Annotated in this window: 27 protein-coding genes; 20 read left to right on the top strand and 7 right to left on the bottom strand. The window is 64.8% G+C overall.

Translation table 11 applies throughout. The features are described from left to right. Positions 1-33 precede the first annotated feature (33 nt). The gene (locus AUL38_RS00540) at positions 34-969 is read left to right on the top strand and encodes a glycerophosphodiester phosphodiesterase family protein (RefSeq protein ID WP_059058226.1); all 936 of its coding nucleotides are present in this window, start codon (positions 34-36) and stop codon (positions 967-969) included. Between the two features lie 12 nt (positions 970-981). Then, complete coding sequence (locus AUL38_RS00535) at positions 982-1,950, top strand: aldo/keto reductase (protein ID WP_059058207.1); 969 nt, start codon at positions 982-984, stop codon at positions 1,948-1,950. A 419-nt stretch (positions 1,951-2,369) separates the two neighbouring features. Here the strand turns inward: AUL38_RS00535 and upp are convergent, their stop codons facing one another. Then, positions 2,370-3,002, bottom strand: a complete 633-nt coding sequence (gene upp / locus AUL38_RS00530; protein ID WP_059058205.1) for a uracil phosphoribosyltransferase — start codon at positions 3,000-3,002, stop codon at positions 2,370-2,372. Between the two features lie 56 nt (positions 3,003-3,058). On the opposite strand from upp, the gene AUL38_RS00525 reads away from it, so the two are divergent. Beyond that, the gene (locus AUL38_RS00525; protein WP_059058203.1) at positions 3,059-3,493 is read left to right on the top strand and encodes a nucleoside deaminase; all 435 of its coding nucleotides are present in this window, start codon (positions 3,059-3,061) and stop codon (positions 3,491-3,493) included. On the opposite strand, the gene AUL38_RS00520 is transcribed toward AUL38_RS00525, so the two are convergent. Together AUL38_RS00520 and AUL38_RS00515 are read right to left on the bottom strand one after the other, a co-directional pair. Next, positions 3,490-3,768 carry a DUF4031 domain-containing protein gene (locus AUL38_RS00520; protein WP_059058201.1) on the bottom strand — a complete coding sequence of 93 codons (279 nt, stop codon included), beginning with the start codon at positions 3,766-3,768 and terminating at the stop codon, positions 3,490-3,492. The two genes, AUL38_RS00525 and AUL38_RS00520, sit on opposite strands and share 4 nt — an antisense overlap. Positions 3,769-3,783: 15 nt before the next feature. Continuing rightward, positions 3,784-4,746, bottom strand: a complete 963-nt coding sequence (locus AUL38_RS00515; RefSeq protein WP_059058199.1) for a cation diffusion facilitator family transporter — start codon at positions 4,744-4,746, stop codon at positions 3,784-3,786. A 138-nt stretch (positions 4,747-4,884) separates the two neighbouring features. Between AUL38_RS00515 and proC the strand changes: the two genes are divergently transcribed. Next, positions 4,885-5,736, top strand: coding sequence for a pyrroline-5-carboxylate reductase (proC, locus tag AUL38_RS00510; RefSeq protein WP_059058197.1), 852 nt, complete (start codon positions 4,885-4,887; stop codon positions 5,734-5,736). 13 nt (positions 5,737-5,749) lie between these two features. Here proC and purD read toward each other — a convergent pair whose 3' ends face one another. Continuing rightward, positions 5,750-7,009 (bottom strand): phosphoribosylamine--glycine ligase, encoded by a 1,260-nt coding sequence (purD, locus tag AUL38_RS00505; RefSeq protein WP_059058195.1) that lies wholly within the window; start codon positions 7,007-7,009, stop codon positions 5,750-5,752. A gap of 22 nt (positions 7,010-7,031) precedes the next feature. Here purD and AUL38_RS00500 point away from each other — a divergent pair, with 22 nt between their 5' ends. The 4 genes from AUL38_RS00500 to tatA all read left to right on the top strand — a co-directional run bounded on the left by AUL38_RS00500 (position 7,032) and on the right by tatA (position 8,448). Beyond that, positions 7,032-7,397, top strand: a complete 366-nt coding sequence (locus AUL38_RS00500; protein WP_059058193.1) for a sterol carrier family protein — start codon at positions 7,032-7,034, stop codon at positions 7,395-7,397. A gap of 68 nt (positions 7,398-7,465) precedes the next feature. Next, positions 7,466-7,861, top strand: a complete 396-nt coding sequence (locus AUL38_RS00495; RefSeq protein ID WP_059058190.1) for a hypothetical protein — start codon at positions 7,466-7,468, stop codon at positions 7,859-7,861. A 52-nt stretch (positions 7,862-7,913) separates the two neighbouring features. Further along, positions 7,914-8,108 carry a twin-arginine translocase TatA/TatE family subunit gene (locus tag AUL38_RS00490; protein WP_059058189.1) on the top strand — a complete coding sequence of 65 codons (195 nt, stop codon included), beginning with the start codon at positions 7,914-7,916 and terminating at the stop codon, positions 8,106-8,108. A 124-nt stretch (positions 8,109-8,232) separates the two neighbouring features. After that, a complete protein-coding gene (gene tatA, locus AUL38_RS00485) occupies positions 8,233-8,448 on the top strand; it encodes a twin-arginine translocase TatA/TatE family subunit (RefSeq protein WP_059058187.1) in 216 nt (71 codons plus the stop codon). Between the two features lie 92 nt (positions 8,449-8,540). Here the strand turns inward: tatA and purF are convergent, their stop codons facing one another. Further along, a complete protein-coding gene (purF, locus tag AUL38_RS00480) occupies positions 8,541-10,001 on the bottom strand; it encodes an amidophosphoribosyltransferase (RefSeq protein ID WP_059058328.1) in 1,461 nt (486 codons plus the stop codon). A gap of 151 nt (positions 10,002-10,152) precedes the next feature. On the opposite strand from purF, the gene purM reads away from it, so the two are divergent. The 9 genes from purM (at position 10,153) to AUL38_RS00430 (ending at position 22,150) form a co-directional block, all read left to right on the top strand. Next, entirely contained in the window at positions 10,153-11,262 is a 1,110-nt protein-coding gene (gene purM, locus AUL38_RS00475; RefSeq protein WP_059058185.1) for a phosphoribosylformylglycinamidine cyclo-ligase, read from the top strand. A 211-nt stretch (positions 11,263-11,473) separates the two neighbouring features. Beyond that, positions 11,474-11,767 carry a WXG100 family type VII secretion target gene (locus AUL38_RS00470; protein ID WP_059058182.1) on the top strand — a complete coding sequence of 98 codons (294 nt, stop codon included), beginning with the start codon at positions 11,474-11,476 and terminating at the stop codon, positions 11,765-11,767. A gap of 23 nt (positions 11,768-11,790) precedes the next feature. Continuing rightward, positions 11,791-12,096: a hypothetical protein gene (locus AUL38_RS00465; RefSeq protein WP_059058180.1), complete on the top strand. Its 306-nt coding sequence runs from the start codon at positions 11,791-11,793 to the stop codon at positions 12,094-12,096. 74 nt (positions 12,097-12,170) lie between these two features. Further along, positions 12,171-14,150, top strand: a complete 1,980-nt coding sequence (locus AUL38_RS00460; protein WP_153006404.1) for an alpha/beta hydrolase — start codon at positions 12,171-12,173, stop codon at positions 14,148-14,150. Positions 14,151-14,956: 806 nt separating this feature from the next. Then, entirely contained in the window at positions 14,957-15,487 is a 531-nt protein-coding gene (locus AUL38_RS00450) for a hypothetical protein (RefSeq protein ID WP_059058174.1), read from the top strand. 170 nt (positions 15,488-15,657) lie between these two features. Continuing rightward, positions 15,658-16,188 (top strand): hypothetical protein, encoded by a 531-nt coding sequence (locus AUL38_RS00445; RefSeq protein WP_153006403.1) that lies wholly within the window; start codon positions 15,658-15,660, stop codon positions 16,186-16,188. A 122-nt stretch (positions 16,189-16,310) separates the two neighbouring features. Then, positions 16,311-16,898 carry a hypothetical protein gene (locus tag AUL38_RS00440; protein ID WP_153006402.1) on the top strand — a complete coding sequence of 196 codons (588 nt, stop codon included), beginning with the start codon at positions 16,311-16,313 and terminating at the stop codon, positions 16,896-16,898. Positions 16,899-16,964: 66 nt separating this feature from the next. Beyond that, positions 16,965-17,486 (top strand): inner membrane protein YiaA, encoded by a 522-nt coding sequence (gene yiaA / locus AUL38_RS00435; RefSeq protein ID WP_059058168.1) that lies wholly within the window; start codon positions 16,965-16,967, stop codon positions 17,484-17,486. Further along, complete coding sequence (locus tag AUL38_RS00430; RefSeq protein ID WP_059058167.1) at positions 17,483-22,150, top strand: FtsK/SpoIIIE domain-containing protein; 4,668 nt, start codon at positions 17,483-17,485, stop codon at positions 22,148-22,150. The genes yiaA and AUL38_RS00430 overlap by 4 nt, the downstream gene beginning before the upstream one ends. Here AUL38_RS00430 and ispF read toward each other — a convergent pair. Continuing rightward, on the bottom strand, positions 22,131-22,616 hold the full coding sequence (gene ispF / locus AUL38_RS17520) for a 2-C-methyl-D-erythritol 2,4-cyclodiphosphate synthase (RefSeq protein WP_059058164.1): 486 nt from the start codon (positions 22,614-22,616) through the stop codon (positions 22,131-22,133). The two genes, AUL38_RS00430 and ispF, sit on opposite strands and share 20 nt — an antisense overlap. Beyond that, positions 22,613-23,389, bottom strand: a complete 777-nt coding sequence (gene ispD / locus AUL38_RS17515) for a 2-C-methyl-D-erythritol 4-phosphate cytidylyltransferase (protein WP_059058162.1) — start codon at positions 23,387-23,389, stop codon at positions 22,613-22,615. The genes ispF and ispD overlap by 4 nt, the downstream gene beginning before the upstream one ends. Positions 23,390-23,504: 115 nt before the next feature. Between ispD and nusA the strand changes: the two genes are divergently transcribed. From nusA to AUL38_RS00410, 3 genes are all read left to right on the top strand, one after another. Next, entirely contained in the window at positions 23,505-24,500 is a 996-nt protein-coding gene (nusA, locus tag AUL38_RS00415; protein WP_059058161.1) for a transcription termination factor NusA, read from the top strand. A 90-nt stretch (positions 24,501-24,590) separates the two neighbouring features. Further along, positions 24,591-24,848, top strand: a complete 258-nt coding sequence (locus AUL38_RS16720) for a YlxR family protein (RefSeq protein WP_083506476.1) — start codon at positions 24,591-24,593, stop codon at positions 24,846-24,848. Between the two features lie 74 nt (positions 24,849-24,922). Continuing rightward, the coding region (locus AUL38_RS00410; RefSeq protein ID WP_201023650.1) for a translation initiation factor IF-2 N-terminal domain-containing protein at positions 24,923-25,598 on the top strand (676 nt) is incomplete at its 3' end.

Raw genomic sequence — 25,598 nt, 5'->3', positions numbered from 1 at the left:
CGCGCGAAGTTGCGCAGAGTGAGGAGCCCCCAGATGCACCGCATGTCCCGCACACAGGCTGTGCCCCTCCCCACACGACGAGGCCGATTGGCGTTCCACGCGGCGCTCTTCGTGCTCTCCCTGATCGCCAGCATCGGGTCGAACCCGTACGCCGCAAACGCCAGCGCACTCCAACTCCACGGTGCGCTGAGCCGGGCCGAGGGGTTCGGCATCATCTCGCACCGTGGCGCCGCGGCGCTCGCGCCCGAGAACACGCTCGCGGCGATGCGGCTCGCCTTCGACCAGGGAGTCGACTTCGTCGAGGCCGATCTGCACCTCACTGCGGACGAGGTGCCTGTGCTCATGCACGATCCAACGCTCGACCGCACGACGACCGGCCGCGGCACCGTCGCCTCCCACTCGCTGGACCAGATTCGGGCGCTCGACGCGGGCTCCTGGTTCGGCAGTGACTTCGCGGGTGAGCCCGTACCGACGCTCGAGGAGTTCCTTGACGAGCTCGCCCCGACGAACAGCCGGGCACTCATCGAACTCAAAGGCACGTGGAGTGACGAGCAGGTTGCAAACGCCGTCGCCATGCTGCAGGAGCGGTATCTCGTCGATCGCGTCGCCTTCGAATCGTTCGAGGTTGAGAACCTCGAACGGTTGGCGCTGCTCGCGCCCGAGTACGCGCGGGTGATGCTCACCCGTGACTGGGGGCGCGCCACCCTGGAGACGGCGATCGAGCTCAAAGTTTCAGCAATCGGCGCACGAAACAAGGTCTTCGAACGCGACTTCGAGCTCATCGACGAGGCGCGCGTACTCGGTATCGGCACGATGGTGTACACGCTGAACACCGAGAAGCAGTGGGCGAAAGCCCGGTCGCGCGGCATCGACCTCGTGATCACCGATGATCCGGTATCGCTTGGGCCTGGCGCGGAGATCTCAGCGCCGACGTGTAGCGTCAGGGGCAGTGCGCTGTCGCGCCGCTGACGAAGGAGATACATGTCGAAGAGTGTTCGTATCGGTCAATCTGAGCTGGCGGTCGCGCCGCTCTCGCTGGGGGCAAACGTGTTCGGCTGGACTGCCGACCGCGACGCGTCGTTCGCGGTGCTCGACGGGTTCGTCGCCGGTGGCGGCGACTTCGTGGACTCTGCCGACGGGTACTCGGCGTGGGTCCCCGGGAACTCGGGCGGTGAGTCCGAGACGATCATCGGCGAGTGGCTTGCTGCGCGCGGCTCGCGCGACGGCCTCACGATCGCGACGAAGGTCTCAACTCACCCCGAGTACCCCGGGCTCGCAGCCGAGAACGTGCGCGCCGCGGCCGAAGCGTCGCTCGGGCGCCTCCAGACCGACAGGATCGACCTGTACTACGCGCACTTCGACGACGCGGAAACTCCGCTCGAGGAGACCGTCGCCGCATTCTCCGGGCTCGTCGATGCCGGGAAGATCCGCGCAATCGGCGTGTCGAACTACAGCGCCGATCGCATCGCCGAGTGGTTCCAGATCGCGCGGGCGGGCGGCTACCACCTGCCCGTCGCGCTGCAGCCGCACTACAACCTGCTCGAACGCGACTTCGAGACGAACGGTCTGCGTGCGGTCGCTGAAACCGAGCAGCTCACGGTGTTCCCGTACTTCGGGCTCGCGAAGGGATTCCTCGCCGGCAAATACCGCGAGCAGAGCGCGGCGCAGGCAGCTGACGCGAGCCCGCGCGCCGGGCAGGCAATCGGCTACCTCGACGACCGCGGACGCAGCGTGCTGGCCGCGCTCGATGCGGTCGCCGAGAGGCACGGCGTCGAAGTTGCAACGGTCTCGCTCGCGTGGCTCCGCCAGCAGCCGACGATCGGCGGCCCGATCGCGAGCGCCCGCTCCGCGGAACAGCTCCCGGCGCTGCTCGCATCGATGGAGCTCGACCTTTCCTCCGCTGAGCTTGCCTCCCTCACCGAGGCCGCCGGCGCGCCCAGCAAGGTCTAGCAGCGCCCGGCAGCGCCCGGCAGCGCTCGGCAGCGCTCAGCACGACGCAGCCCTGCCGCATCTCCACACCCCGTTTTATCTAGTCCGTCCCTTGTCCAGTGTGGCTTTGGGTCGGACTAGATAAAACGGGTGCTTCGGAATACAGGGGAGCGCCAGGCGCCTCGGAGGGAGCTCGCGCATCCATCCTCTCCGACCCGATTCATCCAGACCGACTCCTGCGAGGGCGAAAAACGGGTCGGAATGGGTTACTCGGGGGTCAAAGCTTGAAGCGTGTCGGCGTTCGGGGGGTTGCACGGTGCGAGGCTGCCGCGGGCTCTTCGCGCCCTTGCCGTTCGAGCAGGCGCACCGGTGCCCAGCATCGCAGCGTCCGCGAACCCAACACTGCAGCGCTAACGCTCAGCAGGAGAGAGCGATCAGACCTAGGCCGTGCCGTACAGGCGGTCGCCTGCGTCGCCGAGGCCCGGCACGATGTACGCGTGCTCGTCGAGCCCCTCGTCGAGGGCACCAAGTACGAGCGTCACGTTGCGGTCGCCAGCGGCCTTCTCCATGAGCGCAACGCCCTCGGGCGTGCCGAGGATGCAGATCGCGGTGATGTCGTCCGCGCCGCGCTCAAACAGGAAATCGATGGCCGCGGCGAGTGATCCGCCCGTGGCGAGCATCGGATCGAGCACGAAGCACTGCCGGCCCGCGAGTGAATCGGGGAGACGCTCAGCGTATGTCGTCGGTTCGAGGGTTTCCTCGTCGCGCACCATGCCGAGGAAACCGACCTCCGCGGTCGGGATGAGGGTGACCATGCCCTCGAGCATGCCGAGCCCCGCACGCAGGATCGGCACGATGAGCGGCAGCGGCTCACTCAGTCGGACGCCGGTGGTGGTGGCTACGGGCGTCTGGATCTCGATCGGATCCACGCGCACCTCGCGGGTGGCCTCGTACGCGAGAAGCGTCATGAGTTCCTCAACGAGGAGGCGGAACGTGGGCTGCGGCGTCTTCACGTCGCGCAGCACCGTCAGTTTGTGTGTGATCAGTGGATGATCTGCAACGAAGACTCGCATGGGCCTATTCTATTGCCGTGACCACCATCCCTCCATCACCAGACGAGCATCTCGCCATGGCGGACGCCCTTGCAGAGGCTCGACTCGCTGCCGGCGAGGGTGAAATACCGGTCGGGGCGGTGGTGCTTGGTCCCGATGGCAGCGTGATTTCGACGGGACGGAATGCGCGCGCGGCGAGCCTGGATCCCACCGGACACGCGGAAGTGCTCGCGATCCGCCGTGCCGCGGCCGCGCTCGGAGACCGGTATCTCGCGGGCTGCACACTCGTCGTCACGCTCGAGCCGTGCACGATGTGTGCCGGCGTGATTCTCGCAGCCCGGGTGCCGCGCGTCGTCTTTGGGGCATGGGACGAGAAGGCCGGCGCCGTCGGCAGCGTCTACGATCTGCTGCGCGACGGCCGGCTCCCGCACCCGGTGCCGGAGGTTGTCGCGGGCGTGCGCGCGGAAGAGTGCGCGGAGTTGCTCGCGGAATTCTTCGCCGAGCGGCGCTAGTCGCCTGTCAATTCGCGTCGCTCTCGCGTGGTGACGCGCAGCCCCGAGGCGATGAGCCGGCGCACGAGCTCGTGCCCGCTCACGTGGGTCGCCCCTGCCGCAACAAGCGCGGCATGCATATCGGCGGGCACGTCGTAGTGATCGACATCAAAGCCGCGCCGAGGGATCCCGTTCGCCGCCGCGAACAGGTGGAGCTCCTCGAGATTGTCGTCGCTCACGAGGTGCGCCCACAGCTTGCCGTGGGCCGGCCACCTCGGGTCGTCGATGAGGACCATTGGGGCCTCCCGCGCCTAATCGCTCGACAGCATGACGATCGAACTCGTCGTCGGTGTCGGCAGGTCGGGGTCGAGCCAGACGTCTGGCTCGATGTAGATGACGCGCGCCGCGGGTACCGCAGCGCGGATTCTGCGCTCAGCCATGTTGATGATGACCGACACCTCTCCCATCGTGGTTGACGCAGGCAGTGACACCTTCGCGCCGACCATGAGCTCGTCGGGGCCGAGGTAGAGGGTTTTCATGTGGATGATGCGGTTGATCTCCTTCGCATCGCCGAGCGCCAGCTGGATCTTCTGTACATCCTCTGCGGTAGCGCCCTCACCCACGAGCAGACTCTTCGTCTCAATCCCGATGATCACGGCAACCGCGATGAGCAGCGTGCCGATGAGGATCGTCGCAGCAGCGTCGAAGACCGTATTGCCGGTGAGCGCGGTGAGGCCGACGCCGAGGAACGCGAAGACGAGACCGACGAGCGCGGCGAAATCCTCGAGCAGGATCACGGGAAGTTCGGGAGACTTCGACCGCTTGATGAACGTTAGCCAGCTCGCGGCGCCCTTGTGCGGGCGGCTCTCCTTGATCGCGGTGCGCAGCGAGAAGCTCTCGAGCACGATCGCGATGGCGAGCACCACCAGGGGCAACCACCACATCGCGAGGGTGTGCGGGTCGCGGATCTTGGAGATGCCCTCCCAGATCGAGAAGAGGCCGCCGATCGAGAACAGCACGATGGCGACGATGAACGCGTAAATGTAGCGTTCACGCCCGTAGCCGAACGGATGCTCGCGGTCTGGAGCGCGCTTCGCCTTGCGGCCACCGAGGAGGAGCAGGAGCTGGTTGCCGGAGTCCGCGAGTGAGTGTACGCCCTCCGCGAGCATCGCCGAGGAGCCGGAGAGCGCCCACGCGATGAACTTCGTAATGGCGATTCCGACATTCGCGAGGAGCGCTGCGATGATCGCGCGCTTACCGCCTTCACTGCTCATTGTGCCTCCTGGGTACGTTGCCCTTCGGCCTCAAGTGTATGCGGGACCACATTCTTTACCAGGGGTCACGCTGGAGAACCACAAAATGCCCGCTGAGCCTGACCGGGCGTTGAGCGAAACTCGGGCAGACTGGAACGCATGACGACGCAGCCAGAAACCGTAACCCTGCCACGCACCGCAATGATTGGAGTCGGCTCGATGGGCGGGGCCATTCTCGCCGGCCTCCGCAGCCCATCGGTGGACATCGCGCGCCCCATCACGGTGACGACGAACTCTGCCGCAAGCGCGGCAGAGTTCGCTGACGCGGCCGATGTCGTCGCGTACGCGGCAGAGACGGAGCCAGACGCGAACCGGATCGCGGTGCGCGACGCCGAGATCGTGATGCTCGCGGTCAAGCCGTGGATGATCGCGGACGTCGCACGGGGGATCGCCGCCGATCTCGCACCGGGCGCGATCGTGGTGAGCGTCGCTGCTGGCGTCTCCTGTGCGCAGATCGAGGCGGTCCTGCCTGACGCGCAGGTGGTGCGGGCAATGCCGAATACGCCCTCGCATCTCGGCCGCGGCGTCACGGGTGTCGCTGGCGGGGACTCGGCTTCCGCAGAGGCCGTCGAGACCGTACGCCGGGTGTTTGAGACCGTCGGCGACGTCATCGTGGTCCGCGAGGACCAGATCAACGACGTCGCCGCGGTGTCCGGTTCCGGCCCCGCATACGTGTTCCTCTACGTCGAGGAAATGACGGCGGCGGCGATCCGCCGCGGCTTCACCCCGGAACAGGCGCGCGTGCTCGTCAACGGCACTGTGTCCGGCTCCGCGGAGCTGCTCGTACAGAGCGGCGAGGAGCCCGGCCAGCTGCGCCGGAACGTCACCAGCCCGAAGGGCACCACCGAGCAGGCCGTCATCGTGCTGCAGGACGCCGGGTGGGGCGAGCTCTTCGACCGGGCGCTCGCGGCGAACGTGCGCCGGTCAGAAGAGCTCGAGCGCGGGGAGTAACCCCGCGGGGCCCCTACACGACGCGTTCGGCGATATCGGTGCGGAACTGACCGCCCTCGAGATCGATCTCGTTCATCGCCGAGTATGCGCGTGCGCGAGCCTCAGCGAAGTTCTGGCCACGCGACACCACGCCGAGCACGCGGCCGCCGGTTGCGATCCAGCCGTCGGTCGCGGTGCGGGCGGTCGCGGCGTGCACGAGGTGAACGCCAGTCACCGCGGCGGCGGCATCGAGACCGGTGATCTCACGGCCCGTTGCGACGTCGCCGGGGTAGCCCTCGCTCGCGAGCACGACGATCATCGCCGGCTCGTCTGAGAACGTCGGAGCGGGCAGCGATGCGAGCTCGCCCTGTGCTGCAGCGAGCAGGTACGCGCTGAGCGGCGACTCGAGGCGTGCGAGCACAACCTGGGTCTCCGGATCACCGAAGCGCGCGTTGAACTCGATGACGCGCACGCCCTTCGACGTGACGATGAGGCCGCAGTAGAGGAGCCCGATGAACGGGGTGCCCTCGGCCGCGAGCTGCCGCACAGTCGGGATCGCGACGGTCTGCTTGATCTCCTCGACGAACGCCTCGGTGCCGCCCGGCAGCCAGGGGAGCGGCGAGTACGCCCCCATGCCGCCGGTGTTCGGGCCCTCGTCGCCGTCGAAGATGCGCTTGTAATCCTGCGCGGGGGTGAGCGCGACGACGTCCGTGCCGTCGGCAAAGAAGAACAGCGAGACCTCCTGGCCGTCGAGGAACTCCTCGACGAGTACCTCGCCGTGCGGGGCCCAGGTGGCGACGTGCGCGAGCGCTGCGTCGCGATCCTCCGTCACGAGCACGCCCTTGCCCGCGGCGAGCCCGTCGGCCTTCACCACGTAGGGAGCCCCGAACTCGTCGAGCACAGCGGCGGCGCTGTCCGAGGTGACCTGGGCTGCGCGGCCGGTCGGCACGCCTGCCTCGTCCATGATTCGCTTCGCGAACGCCTTCGAACCCTCGAGCTGGGCAGCATCGGCGTTCGGGCCAAACACGGGTACGCCACCCGCGCGCAGCGGGTCAGCGACGCCGGCGACCAGCGGTGCCTCCGGGCCGATGATGACGAGGTCGAAGCCGCGATCCGCCACGTACTTCTCCACGGCGACGGGGTCGGTGAACGCGAGGTCCACCGTGTCGACCCCACTCGCGGCGATCCCGGCGTTCCCGGGAGCGCAGACAATGCTGTGCCCAGCATCCTCAGCGAGCAGAGCAAGAACGATGGCGTGTTCACGGGCACCCGGCCCCAAGACGAGAATCTTCACACCTCAAGGATAGTCTGGGCAGATGGCCAGACGCAGGATCTCAGCAGCAGACGGGCTCGCTGCGCTCGCCGCAGTCGAGTCAGGGAGCACCGCGCGCACCGATATCGCGACCGCGGTGCGGTTCCTCCTCGAGGAACTTGCCGAGCTTGCCCCCGGGAAAACCGTCGAGGTGCGCGTGCCGCCCTTCGGCGCGGTGCAGTGCGTTGGCGGGCTCACCCACACGCGAGGAACACCGCCGAACGTCATCGAGACCGATGCCGAGACGTGGATCGGGATCGCGACCGGCACCCTCAGCTGGGACGAAGCGAAGGCGGGCGCGCGCGTGCTCGCCTCCGGTTCGCGCGCGAACCTCGAGGGACTGCTGCCCGTGATCCGCCGCCGTCCCTGAATCTTCGATCGCGTTCGGCGAATCCGGCTGAAACGAAACACACAACCGAAACCTGAGAGAATAACCCCATGTCAAGCGAAACCCAGCAGACCGTCGAACTTCAGCGATCCGTGCGGATCGGGCGTCTGCTGATCGTCGGGGCAATTGTCGGCGCGATCGTTGGCGCGCTCGTGACGACGCTGTTCCCGATCCCCGAGAAGGCCCTGTACTCGATGGGCCAGATCGCCGGCTTCATGCTGCTCATCGGTGGCGTCGTGGGGCTCCTGCTCGGCGGCGTGCTCGCGCTGATCCTCTCGGCTGTGGCGAAGCGCAAGCGCGGTACGGCAGTGATCGAGCACAAGGTCGTTGTTGACGAGGGTGTCGAGCCACAGGACGTCGCCGCTTCCAGCGACGCCTCCGCCGAGCCGGCAACTCCCGCTGCCGAGCCCGCTGCGAGCGAAAAAACTGAGTCCGAGCGCGAATAACCCGCAGCGAGCTGTGCAATAATCAGCCAGTTCTTAGTGAAAGGGGCTCGCCATGTTGCAGGGACTTAGCGGAGCACATCTGATCGTTCTCGTCTTCCTCGTCGTGCTGCTGTTTGGCGCCCCGAAGCTTCCCGCGCTCGCGAAGAGCTTGGGCCAGTCGATGAAGATCCTGAAGCAGGAGGTCCGCTCCGACGAGCCAAGTGACACCGATCCGCAGCAGCCTGGCGGCACTGCGGGCGCGAACTAGACGCGGCGTCTGCCCGAGTCTGCGCGCCGACGGTGTGGCGCGGGTTCTCAGGCTTCTCCGCGCGCGTATCGCGGAACTGCGGTAGCTTTGACCTAAGCGTTATATAGCGAGGAGTGCGTTAATCATGATCGGCAACATGGGTGGACCCACCCTCATCGTCATTGTATTCATTGTGCTGCTGCTGTTTGGTGCGCCGAAGCTTCCCGCGCTCGCGAAGAGCCTGGGGCAGTCGATGAAGATCCTGAAGAAGGAAGTTCGTTCAGACGACACCACCACCGGCGAGGACTCTGGTTCCGCTGGCAAGGGTGACACGACCGAGGCTCCGAAGAAGTCGGAGTAAGCGCGCTCCTCTCGAGCTCACATACGAAGAAAGCCGCTGCGTTCATAACGAACGCGGCGGCTTTCTTCGTAGCGCGGCTTCCCGCTGTACGGCTAGCTCGTCTGCGTCTCCTCGACCCAAGCGAGGTACTCGGCGTCGACGTTGCCGGCGATGTACTCACCGGTGAAGCAGCTCTCCTCGAGCTTCGTGACCTCGGACTGGCCCGCGAGAATCGCGCGGTTCATGCCCTCGACGGTTTGGTAGATGAGGTGATCCGCCCCGAGCTCCGTAGCAATCTCGGCCGGGGTGCGGCCGTGCGCGATGAGCTCATCGCGCGACGGCATGTTGATGCCGTACACGTGCGGGAACAGCACCGGGGGAGCGGCCGACGCGAAGATCACCGAGCGGGCACCGGCGTTGCGAGCCATCTCGACGATCTCGCGCGAGGTGGTGCCGCGCACGATTGAATCGTCGACGAGGAGCACGTCCTTGCCCTTGAACTCGATGTGCATCGCGTTGAGTTTCTGCCGCACGCTGCGCTTGCGCACCGACTGGCCGGGCATGATGAAGGTGCGGCCAACGTAGCGGTTCTTGAAGAAGCCCTCGCGGTACTCGATGCCGAGGTTGCGGGCGAGCTGCATAGCGGCCGGGCGCCCCGAATCCGGGATCGGCATGACGACGTCGATGTTCACGCCTGGCAGCTCCTCGCGGATCCGCTCTGCGAGCACGTCGCCCATGCGCAGGCGCGCGTCGTAGACGGAGATGCCGCTGAGCACGGAGTCTGGGCGGGCGAGGTAGATGTACTCGAACGCGCAGGGTACGAGCTGCGTGTTCGGAGTGCACTGGCGCGACACCATGGTGCCGTCGGCGGCGATGAGGATCGCTTCACCAGGCTCGACGTCGCGCACGATCTCGTAGCCACCGGACTCGAGCACGAGCGACTCGGAAGCGACGACCCACTCGTCCTGACCGGACTCTGAGAGCCGGTGGCCGAGCACGAGGGGGCGAATGCCGTTCGGGTCGCGGAACGCGACGAGGCCGTAGCCGGCGATGAGCGCGATCGCGGCGTAGGATCCCTCGACACGCTCGTGGAGACGGGTGACCGCCTCGAAGACCTGGTCGGCGTCGAGCGACAGGCCGGTGATGCTCGCCTGCAGCTCGTTCGCGAGGACGTTGAGCAGCAGCTCCGTGTCCGAGTGCGTGTTGAGGTGGCGGCGATCCACGTTGTACAGCTCTGCGGTGAGCTCACGGGTGTTCGTGAGATTGCCGTTGTGTACGAGGATGATGCCGTAGGGCGCGCCGACGTAGAAGGGCTGCGCCTCCTCTTCGCGGGCCGCGTCGCCCTTCGTGGCGTAGCGCACGTGGCCGAGGCCGACGTTGCCCATGAGCATGCGCATGTCGCGGGTGCGGTAGCCCTCGCGCACCTGGCCCTTCATTTTTACGGTGTGAAAGTGATCACCCTCGAGGGTCGCGATGCCGGTGGAATCCTGGCCGCGGTGCTGCAACAGCAGCAGGCTGTCGTAGATCTGTTGGTTGACGTTTTCAGACGAGACGATTCCGACGATGCCGCACATGTTGCGAGTTCGCTCCACTGGGTAAGGTGTTTGCGCCAAACGACGCAGCTAACAGTTTCCCACACCTGCGACCGTGTAAACGATCAGGAAACAAACCGAGTCTTGAAAGGCGGTGCCGCTGCACCCGCCCGCGGCAGGGTAGCCTTAGGGTGTGAGCGAAAACTCGTCGATCTATGCCCAGTCCGGTGTTGACACTGCCGCCGGAGACCTCGCTGTCGAACTCATGAAGTCGGCCGTCCAGCGTACACACGGGCCGGAGGTGCTCGGTGGCTTCGGTGGCTTCGCCGGCATGTTCGACGCGTCAGCGCTCACGGGATACAAGCGCCCGCTGCTCGCCTCCTCGACCGACGGCGTCGGCACGAAGGTCGCGATCGCCCAGGCGATCGACAAGCACGACACCATCGGACAGGATCTCGTCGCGATGGTCGTTGACGACATCGTCGTGGTCGGCGCGAAGCCGCTGTTTATGACTGACTACATCGCCTGCGGCAAGGTCGTGCCCGAGCGCATCGCCGACATCGTGCGTGGCATCGCCGAAGCGTGCGAAGCGACCGGCACCGCACTTGTCGGCGGCGAAACCGCAGAGCACCCCGGATTGCTCGGCCCTGATGACTACGACGTGGCTGGCGCCGCGACCGGCGTGGTCGAGGCCGACAACATGTTGCACTCGGGCCTCGTGGAGGATGGCGACGTCGTCATCGCGATGGCAGCCTCGGGCCTGCACTCAAACGGGTTCTCGCTCGTGCGCCACATTCTCACCGAGAAGGGCATCGGCTACGCAGAGCACAGCGCTGAGCTCGGCGCGAGCTACGGTGAGGCGCTGCTCACCCCGACTGCGCTGTACACCGCACCGCTGCTGCGCGTACTCGAAGCCCCGGCCACCGCGGGCGCCATTCACTCGCTCAGCCACGTCACCGGAGGCGGCATCGCGGCGAACCTCGCCCGCGTGCTCCCCGTTGGTTCATGGATCGAGGTGGATCGTTCCACCTGGTCGCCGCTGCCCGTGTTCCGGCACCTCGCCGACCTCGGCGGACACACCCTCGAATCGCTCGAGGGCGCATGGAACCTCGGCGTCGGCATGTTCGCCGTCGTCGCCGCAGACAAGGCACAGCTCGTCGCGACTGCGCTCACCGCTGAGGGTCTTGACCCGTGGCTCGTTGGGACCGTTTCGACCTCGGTACGCGACTTCACCGGCTTCGAACAGGGCGCCAAGGGTGTTGACGGCGGGGCAGTGCGTCTCGTTGGGGCGTACAAGAACTAAGCACTCCATCACCGGCTGGTTTTGAACGAATGTTCGAGGCCAGCCGGTTTTGTGTTTGATTGGCCCGTTATCCACATCTACAGAAAGTTCTTTGCTACGAGTGTTGATCAACGTAGTCTAAGTGCGTCGCACCGCGCGATCGCCCGCCCAGCCGGCAGGCGCTGCGAACCTGGGGGCTCTTCGCAATCTGAATCAGATTGGAAGCACGCACATGGCAAACGTCAACATTTCCTACCAAGAGATGGAATCCGCCGCGACCCAGCTGGGAGCTGGGCGTGACGAAATCACCGCGAAGCTGCAGCAACTGCAGCGACAGATTCAGGGGCTCGTCAGCTCAGGGTTTGTCACGGACAACGCCTCGAAGCGGTTTGAGGGCGCGTACACCGAGTACACGACGAGCGCGAACCGTGTCATCGAAAAGCTGACAGAGATCCAACAGTTCATCACTCAGACCGCCGCGGCGCATCGTTCGATGGACGACGAGATCGCCGCTCGGATCAACTAGCCCGGTCCTGCGGGTGACTGCTCATGTCTGACGGTCTGACGCTCAACGACGCAGTGCTCTCCGAAGCGGGGCGCAAGCTCATCGAAGCCGCAGCCGGGATGCTGAACAACAGCGTGAAGCGGCCTGCGGCCGTGCCCACGATCAGCGCTCTCAGCGGAGAGATCGACCTCTATCTGCGCGGCATCTCGGTTGCGAGGGCTGCGCTCGCTGACGCTGCGAAAGCCGCGAGCCTCACAGTGTTGTCGGTAATGGAGCAGAGCGCCGCGCTCGATGCCGAGATCGCCGCAGCGTTGCCCGCTGGCTTCTCGCTGCGGGAGGGCAAATCGTGAGCGGGCGCGTACCGGGAGTCAGCGATATTTTGCGTGGCACACCGAAGGCCGGGACCGGTGGTGAAGTGCGCGCCGTGGCTAAGTATGCGCAAAACGCTCGAGTCAATGCGTCCTTGTTCTCCCACTTCGCTGGCGGGGCTCAGGCAGACCTGGTCCCGCTTCGGAGCGGCGCGCTCACCGCGCTCCGAGCAAACTTCGACCAGAACCTCCTACCCGGCGCCGGGGCACTCCAACGATCGGCGAGGGCCGCTGGCGGCGCGCTCAACACCTATGCGAACAAAGTCGACAGCATTCATCGACGAGCCGATGGACTGCGGGCTAATGTGGTGGCCCTGCTGTATGGCATCGAGCGTGCAATGGGTGAGACCGAAGAGATCTGTCAGGCGATCCTCGCACCGTTCGGATACACCTGGAATACACCGCCACCGATGGAGATGCCCGAACCACGGATGCGTCCCGGGGTTGCGCCAACAGACGCTGACGAACTGGCGGACAAGGTGAAGCGCCTCCGGCAGGTGCACGAGAGACGGTGGTACGACAGCGCACTCAGGTGGCAACGCGAGGTCGATGAGGTCGCGACCGCCAGACGCCGTTGGGCGGAGCTCATTGAAGAACGTCGTGGCGCAGAGGACGCACTCAGCAGCGCGCTAGCCGACACACCACTTGGGCAGCTCATCACCGTCGGGGCAGGAACCCCGGGTGGCCGGAAGCGCGCGATCGCGGTCGGTCTGACCGGGGAGCTTGGGGGTGTGCCCCGTGTGGTGGATGCCCTGAACACTGGGCACCCGTTGTTGGCGGGCCTCTTTCCGGGAAGCGATGGGTCGAGGGTGTGGGACTCGCCGCCCGACCCCGAGGACGTAGTGGCCTGGTGGGCGGCGCTCAGTCAACCAGAACAAGAGGTACTCATTCGAACGGTTCCCTATGTGATCGGTAATCTGCCAGGGCTTCCCGCCTGGGCGCGTGACCGCGCGAACAAGCTGTCCCTCGAGTTTTACCGCGCCAACCCGCAGCTGCTCGGCCCGGAGCAGCTCAAGCTCGTCGCTGAGGTGCAGCGGATACTCGATGATGAGGCTGAGCAGCACGTACCCAATCCTCCGATCCAGTTGATTTCATTCAGTTTGAGGGAAACAGTGCCGATGGTTGCTGTTGGGTATGGTGAAATTGACTCCGCTTCCCACCTCAGCTGGATGGCATTTGGTATGGACAACGACGCTCAGAACGGGATCAAGACCGCTGATACCGTGAGTCGTAACCTCTTACAAGAACAGCAATTGATGTCTGTGCGCGATGCAACGAGTTCACCGGCGACAATTGGTTGGCTTGGCTACGACACTCCGGACAAGTCTTTGAGCGGTGAGGTACTGAACTCTGAATCTGCCTCAGAAGGTTCCAAGAGGCTGGGTTCAGAACTGGATGGAATCGCTGCATTGCGCGGGGTAAGCGATATAGGAATGCCAATTACCAACGTTGTTGCGCACTCCTACGGTGCGACGATGGCAGCAATTGCCTTGACCCTTATAAAGGTGCCAGTTGACTCTTTTGTGATGCTTGGAGGCGCTGGTCTCGATCTTGACTTGGTTCCTTCGCTCCGGGTGCTCAACGTGAAGAACGTTACGAACGCTCAGAAGGGCGTTTTCGCGACGACGGCTCAGAGCGACCGTGTTGCTCCGACAGGGGCTGCTTGGGCAGGACGCGGTCTCGTGGATGCCAACGCGAAATCGATACTGGGCTGGGAGCGAAAGGTGCCTGTCCTTGGAGGAGCCGTAAGTTTCCCCTCGGACGGTGATCCCTCTCTCGGGCAGCTCGGCACGACAGGCCATCCATTGATAGGCAGCCAGAGCCGACCGCCGCTGGGAGTTAGGGACGTGGGGTACGGCGACATAGGCTCCCAATCCTTGTTCATCACTGCGCAGATAACAATGCAAGAGATCGGCCCTGAGACGCTGAAGAAGCTGGCTGTGACAGCAGGAGAAGACGTCAGAGTGTTAGTGGACTCCGAGTCAGGTAGGAAGACCTTCCTCCGGGTCCCACTCAGAGAGGCGGCGCAAAGGTGAAAAAGAGAAACCAACTCAAGTGTTCCGTGATCATCGCCTCAGTCGCGACTGCCTTCACATTGTCAGGGTGCACAGCGAAGGAAACTCAGATGCTTTCAACACCTTTAACATACAGCGGTGAGTCTCTTGTCGAGCAGCTTCGATGGATTGAGTGGCAATTGGATGATGCGATAGCAGCTAGCGGCATCGAAACACCATGGCTTGCGCCCTTGGGCGGTGAGGAGTTCCGATGGAATGGATCCCTCGTAGCCCGGTCGGACATTCTGGCTCCTTGTTACCCGGCCGTTGTGGACAAGGAGGACGGCTATCTCAAGGAGTCGTAGCGCGGGAAATTGAGGATCCGTTCGAGGCGGCCGAACGCATCCGAGCACACTGGGAGACGTCAGACTGGACCGTTGTTGATGTGTTTAATCCACCCGAAGTAACGAATCCGATCTTTCGAGCAGATCGAGACGACGGCGCAATGCTCGTGGTTAACGTTAACTCGGACGGCATAATCCTCCAAGCGACGACCTCATGCTCGGCTGCGCTCGGTTCCAGTCCTGACGAGCTTGAAGTAGGAGAACGGGATGCTTTTTTGGAAGAGTTGCTTTCCGGAGAAAGCGCTGCGCCGCGCGCTCAACACCCCCGAGATAATGATGCTGCAACCGGGTGAGCAGACGACACCCAGCGCACGTGGAACGCCGGGTTTTACGAAGAGTGGACCCCGGGTAAGAGCGCTGGCGGTGCGTTCCCGGGTCACCTTGGTTGGGGTAGTTCTCGCGGCCGCAAGTCTCTCTGGCTGTGTCCCGATGGAGGTACCGATTGTGTCAGAGCCCAAGACGTACGTTGGAGGAACGCTGGTTGAGCACCTCCAATGGGTCGAGGAGGAGATCGACAAAGCTGTGGCCGCCAGCGGCGTGAAGGACGGGTGGTTCAAATCATTCTCGGGTGAGGAGATTGAGTGGACGGATGATCCAAAGTCTCGGTACGAGATTTTTGGGTCGCTCCTTCCTTGGACCTGTGGGAGGGGAGGGCAGCTTGTTCAAGACCTGGTTGTTCGAGACGTCCCTGCATGGGCCGAGACTGCCGGCCGGATAAGGGCTGGCTGGGAAGCGGACGGGTGGGTCGTGAGCGATATCTTCAGCGTCGAAAGGCCGGACAATCCGTATTTCCGTGCTGACAGAGAAGACGGGGCCATGCTCTCCTTAAATGCCAATGACGAGGGACTGATTTTGAGCGTGGAGAGTCCATGTTCTGGAGACCCAACCATGTCCACCAAGACCCTCCGTCTCGAAGAGCGCGACGCATATCTCGAGGAAATGCTCGAGCGTCCCTACCAGCGAGATGAAGAGTAGACGCCCTGAAACTGCGCGGCTCCCAACAGAAGCCGCCGTTACAGGCTGTCGCTGTAAGAGGGGGCGATTCTATGCACCGCGCTAACGGGAGCCGCCCGGTGCGTGCGGTTGCATGCCTAGCGGTCCTGGCAGCTACCGCTTCGGCTTGCTCCCAGATGGAGATGCCGATTGTGTCAGAGCCAACGACCTACGTGGGGGGAACGCTCGTCGAGCATCTCCAATGGGTCGAAGAGGAAATTGACAAGGCTATCGCCGTGAGTGGTGTGAAAGATGGGTGGTTCAAGTCGTTCACAGATGAGGAGGTTGAATGGACCGATGACCCCCGGTCTCGCCGTAAGATATTTGGCTCGCTACTCCCCCGCGCCTGCGGCAACGGAGGCGTTCTAGTGCAGAATCTGGTTGTGCGTAACCTACCCGAGTGGGCCGAGATCGCTGAGCGAATGCGGGCTGCATGGGAGGCCGAAGGCTGGGGCGTTACGGATGTTTCCAGTGTTGATCTGCCGAGTAATCCGTACTTTCGGGCGGACAGGGATGACGGCGCCGTGCTTGCTTTGAACGCCAGTGAGAAAGGAATGATCCTGAGTGTGGAAAGCCCCTGCTCTAGTGACCCCACTATGTCCGTAACAGTCTCAGATCGCGGAGAGCGCGACGCATACCTGCAGGAGATGCTCGAGCGGCCCTACCCGCAGGATGACGAGTAGACCCCAAAAAAGAACCAGGTTCTATGTATCGAGGCAAGAAGGCAAATAAAACCACTCACCGGACGAGGCTCATACTTCGGTTTGACCAAATGCGGAGAAGGCGCTGTGCTATCAGCAGAATTATGGCACTGACGCTGATTCCGGCGCTTTCGGGGTGTTCCCTACAAGGAGTGCCGATTGTCTCGGAGCCAACGACGTACGTCGGAGGAACGCTTGTCGATCACCTCCAATGGGTAGAGGAAGAAATCGATAAGGCTATCGCTGTGAGCGGTGTGAAAGAGGGGTGGTTCAAGTCCTTCTCTGGTGAGGAGATTGAGTGGACGGATGATCCAAAGTCTCGGTACGAGATTTTTGGCTCTTTACTCCCCCGCGCCTGCGGTAGCGGAGGTGCTCTTGTGCAGAATTTGGTCGTGCGCGATGTCCCCAAGTGGGCCGAGATTGCTGAGCGTATGCGTGCGGCCTGGGAAGCCGACGGCTGGGTCGTTATGGATGTTTTCAGTGTCGATCGGCCGAGTAACCCGTATTTCCGGGCGGACAGGGAGGACGGGGCCCTGCTTGCTTTGAACGCCAGTGAGAAAGGGATGATCCTGAGCGTTGAGAGTCCGTGCTCTGGAGACCCAACAATGTCCACGAAAACCCTCCGTCTCGAAGAGCGCGACGCATACCTCGAGGAAATGCTCGAGCGCCCGTACAACCCGGCTGAAGAGTGAACACCACGCAGTACGACTCAAACCGACGCTCTGGCACCCTGCCATGGACCCAACAGAAGGAAGCACGTGGAACCGACACCTAATTCCCCGCAGAAACCCACCCCAGCGTTTATCGGGGCGTCTTGGGCAGCCCTGCTCATCGGAGCGACGGCGTTCCTGATCGGGCTCTTCAACGCGACAATGGAACTCAACGAGAAGGGTTACTACTTTGCGGTGCTGATGTTCGGCCTCTTCTCGGCAGTATCGCTCCAGAAAACGGTGCGTGACCGCGCCGAGGGTATCCCGACCACCAGCCTGTACTACGGAATCGCATGGGTTGCGCTCCTCCTGTCTGTCGCACTGCTCGGCATAGGTCTCTGGAATGCGGGGAGCTTGAGCCTCAGCGAGAAAGGGTTCTACGGAATCGGGTTCGCGATGAGCCTGTTCGCTGCGGTTGCGGTGCAGAAAAACGTGCGTGATCTCGCAGCGTTTCGTGGTGACCGTGCAGAGGACGAAGTAGATGCACCGTCGCTCGTCGATCGCTTCATGCGAGCAACCGCCGAACAGCGGCCACCAGAAACACAAGACCCCGAACACCCGGCTTCATGAAACTCAAGGTCGCACTCGCGCTCCCCAACGGTGCACTCCACGACGTCACGCTCTCCTGCGACGTCACCACCACAGTCGGAGACACCGCCAGAACGCTCGTACGCTCCGGGCTCTACCGAGACACCAACATCGAGGCATTCCAAGCGCTGCAGCACGGCCACGTCACGCTCATCGGAAGCCCGGACGGCACCGATGAGTACCTCCTCGACCCAGTTGCACCGCTCGGCCACTCCGGGCTGCAGTCCGGCTGGCAAATCCGGGTTGCCGGCGAGTTCGATCTGAACCTGCCTCGGCCGATCCCAGCGGTCGGGCTCGTGGAGGTGCTGAGCGGGGAGCAGGACGGTGCACGCTTCAGCCTCGTCCCCGGCGACAACAGTGTTGGCAGGGATACTCGAAGCCGTATCAGGCTGAACAGCAGAAGTGTGTCCCGCCGGCACGCGGTCATCGAAGCGGGCGACCGCATGATCTTGCGCAATCTTGGATCGGCGAACGGTATTGAAATCCGCGGACATCGCGTAGCGGTACTCCCCATAGACCATGCCGTCGAGGTGCTGCTGGGATCTGTACGTATCCGAATTACCCCGTGGCAGCCCGATCGGCACCCCGGCGACGTTGCACTTGACCACCGGCGCCCACACACACGTGCGCCGCGCGTCGACCCCCACTTCGAGCCAAGCAAACGAGAGCTACCGGCACCCCCGAAGCAGCCACAGGGGAACCGCATCCCAATGCTCGCGATGCTGGCGCCCATGCTCATGGGCGGTGCGCTCTTCGCGATCACCCGCTCGCCGATGAGTCTCATGATGGTGGCGTTCTCGCCGATGATGATGATTGGCTCATGGCTTGACGGCCGCCTGACCGCGCGACGCAGGCGGCGCGGCGAAGACCGCGTCTTCGCTGAGACCCTCGCCTCCGAGCGTCAGCAGCTCACCGCGCTTCGCGAGGACGAGATCGCGACGAGGGCCACCGAAACCCCCAAGCTCGAGGACATTGCTAACGGCATGCGGGATCAGGGCCGGTTACTGTGGGCGAGGCGACCCGAACACCGCAGCTTCCTTGAGCTCCGATTCGGCGAGGGCGAGCTCCCCAGCCGGACTGAGATTGTCATCCCGAAGCGCGGCGAAGCGGCGGGAGCGCAGTGGGAAGCGATTCAGCAGATCGAGCAAGATTTTTCACGCGTCGCACCGGTCCCGGTCACCGAGCGATTGGATCAGTGCGGATCTATCGGGATAGCAGGCGTCGACCCGGGCGCCTCCGGCCTCGCACGGTCGCTCCTCGTCCAGCTCACGGGCTTGCATTCGCCGGCAGAGCTCACTGTCGCGGCGTTCACTGGCGAGACGCGTGCCCCCGCTGAATGGGAATGGCTGAAATGGTTGCCGCACGCTGATCCCGTCGGAGGACCGATCCCCAGCTGGCAGCTCGCGGATGATGAACGAGCGTCACTCAAGCTCTTGATTGCGCTCGAAGGTGTCATCGAACAGCGGAGTGAGGCCGCCGGAGGGCGAGGGCCGGGCGTCACGCTACGTTCACACCTGCCGCAGCGCACCGGGCAGGATGCGGCGACCGAGGCTGTGACCGACCTCCCGGTTACCCCCGCGATCGTGGTGCTCGTCCTCGACAGTGGGGTGGCGCAGGCTCACCGATCCAGGCTTATTGCGCTCGCGGAAGACGGTCCAGACCTGGGGATGCATGTCATTTGGGTTGCCGACAGGCTCGAGCGGGTGCCAGCGGCCTGTCGAACGTTCGTCGACGTGGGAGCCGCCGGCGAGACCACCACCAGCACAGTCAACTTTGTGAGGCAACGCGAACGCGTGCGGCTCAGCCGCATGGAATATCTCGACGCCGCAGCCGCGGCTACCCTGGCCCGTGCCATTGCGCCCGTCGACGATACGGCTGCCCGCGCCCTCGACGAAAGCGATCTGCCACGCTCCGTGCACCTCCGGGAGGTCCACGGAGTCGACCTGTTGGGCGGCGCCGAACCGTTCCTGCAGAACTGGCAACGATCCGGCAGCCTGGTGCGTGAGTGGCAGAAAGGCGAGGATCGTGCGGCGGTGTCGCTTGCTGCTGTCGTCGGGCAGGGCGCAGAGGGGCCCGCGGTCCTCGACCTCCGAACCCACGGGCCACACGCACTCGTGGGCGGGACGACCGGGGCCGGAAAGTCAGAGTTTCTGCAGAGCTGGATCATGAGCCTCGCCGCGAATGTCAGCCCGGACCGGCTCACGTTTCTCCTGGTGGATTACAAGGGCGGGGCGGCCTTTGCGGAGTGCGTCGACCTCCCGCACACCGTCGGGCTCGTGACAGACCTGTCGCCGCACCTCGTGCGCCGCGCACTCACCTCGCTCCGCGCCGAGCTACGACGACGAGAAGAGCTGCTCGCGGAACACGGGGCGAAAGACCTCATCACGATGGAGCAGCGCTCCGACCCGGCGGCTCCGCCCGTGCTGGTGATCGTGATTGACGAGTTCGCCGCGCTGGCTGGTGATGTTCCAGAGTTCGTCGACGGCGTCATCGATGTCGCTCAACGCGGCCGTTCGCTCGGGCTCCACCTTGTGATGGCGACCCAACGCCCCGCAGGAGTGGTCACCGACAACCTGCGCGCAAACACCAACCTGCGGATCGCACTGCGCATGGCGGACGAGGCAGACTCGGGCGACGTACTCGGCGTTCCAGACGCCGCCTTCTTCGCCGCGGAGACGCCAGGCAGGGGCGCGATGAAGGTCGGCCCGGGACGGATCGAACACTTCCAAACCGGGTACCTCGGGGGTCGCGCCGGAGGCGACCCTCGACTGTCGCGTCTCGAAGTGCGAACCCTCGGGTTTGTCGAAGGAGAACCGTGGAACATTCCGGCTGAGCAACAGCACGGCGATACCCGGCAGACCGCGCGAGCCGCGCGAGACATTGAACGACTTCGCGACGCGCTCGCCGCAGCGGCCGCGGAGGGAGAACTCCGAGTGCCGACACAACCCTGGCTGCCGACGCTGCCCGCGCTCCTACCGCTCGAAACTCTCCTCGGGCAGCCAGAGCACTCGACACACCGCGGGTTCCCTCTCGGACTCGTTGACCTGCCGGATGCGCAGGCACAGGAGCCCGTGCACATCGACTTCGACGAGGCTGGCAATCTTGCGATCTTTGGGGCGAGCGGCACCGGAAAAACCACGGCGCTGCTCACGCTTGCTGCCGCGGCGAGTGCGACCGCGGATGCGGAACCGGTACACATCTACGCGATCGATGCCGGCGGCGGCAGCCTGGATCCCCTGGCATCACTCCCGACCGTCGGTGCGGTCGCGCCGATCGCCGACGCCGAACTCACCCACCGGGTGCTCCGCCACGTGTGGGAAGTCGTACAGGAGCGCGGTCAGCGTTTTGCCGCTGCCCGAGCGAATGGCCTCGGTGCGTACCGGGCGAGCGGGCGCGATGACGCGGAGCGAGAATCGAGAATACTCGTCCTCATCGATGGCTTCTCAGCGCTCACGGAAGCCATCGAGGGGTTTGGCGAGCGGGGCGTCGCAGCGAACCACCTCGCTGAGCTCATGCGCGCGGGCAGGTCTGTCGGGGTGCACGTCGTGCTCACCGCCGAACGCTTTGCCGCGCTCTCGAGTGCGCTCGCCGCAACCGTGCAGGAACGACTCGTGCTCCGCCTCGCATCCGCGAACGACTACGCATATCTCGACGTAAAACCTGACGCACTCGAGACGGCCGGACCCGGCCGGTGCCAGTTCGCGGGACAGCCGCAGGAACTCCAACTCGCATTCGTGGGGGCGTCGCCGGATCTCGCCGACCAGGCTGAGGCGCTCGAATCCCTCGGGCGTCGCCTTGCCGCCGTCCGCGTGACGGGGCCGGCGCAGATCCGCAATGCTCCCGAACGCGTCTCGCTCGATGCGCTGCCCGTCGAGGTGGGGGAGCGGCCCGTCTATGGAATCGATACCCGGACGCTTGGCGGCGTGAGCCTGCCGCTTGCCGGGCTTGGTGTGATCACCGGGCCGCCAGGATCCGGACTCTCGACGGCGACCCGGAGCTGTGTGCGTGCGCTGGAGCGGTGGGCGCTCGCCCGTGGCGAGGCGGTGGATCGGGCGTTGTTGAGCTGTGCGGGCAGCACCGACGAGGGGCGCGACGCGGTCGAATGGGACTCTCAAGCACAGGGTGATACCGAGGTTGAGGTGCTTGCTCGGCGGCTGGTCGTGGCGCTTGGCGGGCGGCCGCATCGGGCCGCCGCGCCGTTCACCGGCGCGCTCGGCGGCAGCTTCGGCGTCGAGCAGCCCGCCGATGAGGTCGACACCGAAGAACCGCTGGCGTTCCCACGCCCTGGGAGCCGCGGGGTGATTGTCGTCGAGCGACCGGGAGACGCCGAGGAGAGCGAAGCGCTGCCGCAGCTCGTTGCGCTCGCGAAAACAGCACGCCGCGCAAACGTGCTTGTGCTCTTCGAATACGAGTTGGGCGGCGGAGGCGCATGGGATCTCCTGGCGGCGCTCAAGCAACCGAACTGGGGCCTCGCCTTGCAACCCGACGACAGCGAGGGACAGACCCCTTTCCGGGAGACGTTCGGCAGGGTAGCGCGGGCGGACTTTCCGCCGGGCCGGGGGTTCGCGGTCGAGCGTGGCAGGGTCACGCCTGTGCATGTGGCGCTGCCGGAGCAGAGCCAGCCTGCTACGCGGAGCGGACGATGAGGGCTGTCGCGATCGCAGCAATGCCTTCGCCGCGGCCCGTGAAACCGAGATGGTCCGTCGTGGTTGCACTGAGCGAGACGGGTGCGCCGACGAGTGCGGTCATCACCTGTTCTGCTTCACTCCTGCGCGGCGCAAACTTCGGCCGATTGCCGATGATCTGCACCGACACGTTAACCGGGCGGAATCCCGCCTCGGCCAGCTGCTGCAGAGCGAGTCGCACGAAACCCGTGCTCGCAGCGTTGTGCGTGGCGGGGTCGTCGACGCCGACGAGTCCGCCGATGTCACCGAGTCCTGCCGCCGAAAGCAGCGCGTCGACGACTGCGTGGCAGACCGCGTCGCCGTCGCTGTGCCCGGAGAGTCCCGGCTCACCCGGCCAGTCGATGCCGGCGAGCCGCAGCGGTGACTCGTGATCGTACGCGTGAACATCAAAGCCTGAGCCAACGCGAATATCGGGGAGGGGGCTCATCGGGGGTCTCCGTTCTGCGAGGCCAGCAGCGCCTCAAGTAGCGCGAGGTCACCGGAGGTGGTGAGCTTGTGCGCAAGGATGTCGCCCGGCACGGTGCGCACCGTGCCGCCGGCACGCTGCACGACCTCGGCGTCGTCGGTCGGCTGATCCTCACCCTCGATGGCGCCGGCCGAGCCGAGGCGGTCGTGCGCTGCAGCGAGCTGCTCCCGGGGAAAGCCCTGCGGCGTCTGCACCGCCACCAGCGGGGCGCGATCCACTGTCTCGTGCACGACGCCATCTGCAGCGACGTGCTTCAGCGTGTCCGCGACGGCAAGCGCGGGAATCACGGAAGCTCCCGTGTGACGCACCTCCGCGGCGACCCGTTCGAAGAGTTCGGCGGGTGCGAGCGGCCGCGCAGCATCGTGGACCAGCACGATGTCCGCCTGGGGATGCAAAGCTTCGAGCCCGAACCGCACCGACTCGTGCCGTTCGCGGCCGCCAGGGGTGACGGAGACCTCCCAAGAGGGTCCGCTGGGAATAACGTGTGACACGAGCCCGAGGGCCTCGGAAGCTGAGGCCTCGGGAACGACGATAACCAGGTGCCCGCCGCCCGGCAGGCCGGTCACGATCGAGGTGCAGTGCTCGATGAGGGTGCGCCCTCCGAGTTCGACGAACGCCTTGGGGATCCCGGCGCCGAGTCGCTCACCGCGCCCGGCAGCGACGAGCACCACGCCGAGCGAGGAGAGAGAGTGCGGTGCACCGGCTGGGGGCTCATGCTCGGGAACGCGGATCATGCTCCAAGCGTACCGGGAGGTCAGATTGGGAGCAGTGAGCTATTCTTATGGACTATCCGAGCGCGAACATCTGCCGGAACATCTGAATAGACATCTCAATATCCAGGAGGAAACCGTGAAGATCGATCTTGCCATGTTGCGGGGGCTTGAGCGCGAGAAGGAGACCCCCTTCGAGGAGCTCGCCGAGATTATCGAGCAGGCTGTCCATTCCGCGTACCTCCGTCACGCAGAGAACCAGAACCTCACAGTCCCCTCACCCGAGGACGTTCGGGTCACGCTTGACCGGAAGAACGGCGAGATTACCGTACTTGTCCCCGAAGAGGACGACAACGGAAATGTGATCGGCGAGGCGGCGGTGACAACCGATGAGTTTGGTCGGGTCGCTTCCAGCGCAGCCAAGCAGGTCATTTTCCAGCGACTGCGTGACCTGTCGGACGACGCGGTGCTCGGCCAGTTCAAGGACAAGGAAGGCCAGGTCGTCTCGGGCGTCATCCAGCAGGGCCCGAACCCGCGTATGGTGCACGTCGACCTCGGTGAGGTTGAGGGCATTATTCCTCCCGAGGAGCAGATCCCGGGTGAGGAATACACGCACGGAGCCCGCATCCGCGTGTACGTGACGAGTGTGTCAAAGGGCCTTAAGGGGCCGCAGATTGTCCTCTCGCGCACCCACCCGGGTCTCGTGCGGAAGCTGTTCGAACGCGAGGTTCCCGAGCTCGGCGAAGGGCTTGTAGAGATCGTGTCACTCGCTCGCGAGGCTGGTCACCGTAGCAAGGTAGCGGTTCGCGCGAAGCAGGCAGGGATCAACGCGAAGGGCACCTGCATCGGCGAGATGGGAAGCCGTGTTCGCGCGGTCATGAACGAACTCGGCGAGGAGAAGATCGACATTGTCGACTACTCGCCCGAGCTGCCCAAGTTTGTCGCCAATGCACTCTCGCCCGCGAAGGTCACCGACGTGTTCATGATCAACGAGTCTCTGAAGCAGGTTCGGGCGCTCGTGCCTGACTTCCAGCTGTCGCTTGCGATCGGTAAGGAGGGCCAGAATGCCCGCCTCGCCGCGAAGCTCACCGGCGCAAAGATTGATATCCAGCCCGACTCGATCATGAACGACTGAGTCACAGCGGGACAAAATAGCTCACTGTCCCCGGGTGTTGCTCCGCAGCGGGGCAACACCCGGGGACACGCACGGCTGGAAGCTGGTAAGATGGATCCGATTCGGACTTGCGTTGCCTGTAGGACACGGGCGGCGCGCGCGGAACTCCTTCGTGTGGTGGTGCGTGACGGTCATCTGATTATCGATGACCGTGCTGTGCTGCCAGGGCGAGGCGCTTGGGTGCACGAGACCGCAGAGTGCATGAATCTTGCAGTGCAGCGTGGGACCTTCGCGCGAGCACTCAGAGCGTCGAGGCAACTCGATGTTCAACCACTAGAGAACAGGCTGAAAATGCTGATGGACAAGTAATGAGCGGCTCACAATGAGACCCGTCCGGTAATTTTGGTTCTCGCCTGTCTGGCGTGAACCCAGACAGGAGAAAAGTGGCTAACCCACGCGTAAGCGAGATCGCTAAAGAGCTCGGTATTGAGAGCAAAAAAGCGGTCGAAATTTTGAATGACGAACTCAATGAGTTCGTAAAGACCCCGTCGTCGACGATCATGCCGCCTACTGTGCGCAAGCTCAAGGCATTCGTCAAGGACCACCCCGAACTCGTGAAGGCAGGCGAGCCCGCGGCTGACGCGGCACCGGCAAAGTCCGCTGCTCCGAAGAAGCCCGGCGCGCCGAAGCCCGCACGTCCCGGTGCCCCGAAGCCAGGAGCCCCTGCTCCTGCAGCACCGGCTGCTGAGGCTCCGGCTCCCGCAGCCCCGAAGGCTGCGCCTGCTCCTGCAGCTCCCACCCCCGCGGCTCCTGCTGCCCCCGAGGCAGCAGCGGCTCCGGCTGAGGAGCCAAAGGCTGACGGCGGCAAGCCCGCAGCTGACGCAAAGGCTGGCGCCCCGAAGCCCGGTGGCGCAAAGGCTGGTGCTCCGAAGCCCGGCGGCCCGCGCCCCGGCAACAACCCGTTCGCTTCGAGCCAGGGCATGGGCATTCCCCGTCCCCCGCGCCCGGGCAACAACCCGTTCGCGGCGAACCAGGGCATGGGCGGCAACCGCCCGAACCCCGGTAACATCCCGCGTCCCGCAGCTCCCCGCCCCGGCGGTCCCGGTGCTCCGGGTCGTC

The sequence above is a fragment of the Leucobacter sp. G161 genome (assembly GCF_001482305.1).
GTDB lineage: Bacteria > Actinomycetota > Actinomycetes > Actinomycetales > Microbacteriaceae > Leucobacter.
The sequence above is the reverse complement of the archived record's forward strand: the minus strand, read 5'-3'. Positions and strand labels throughout refer to the sequence as shown.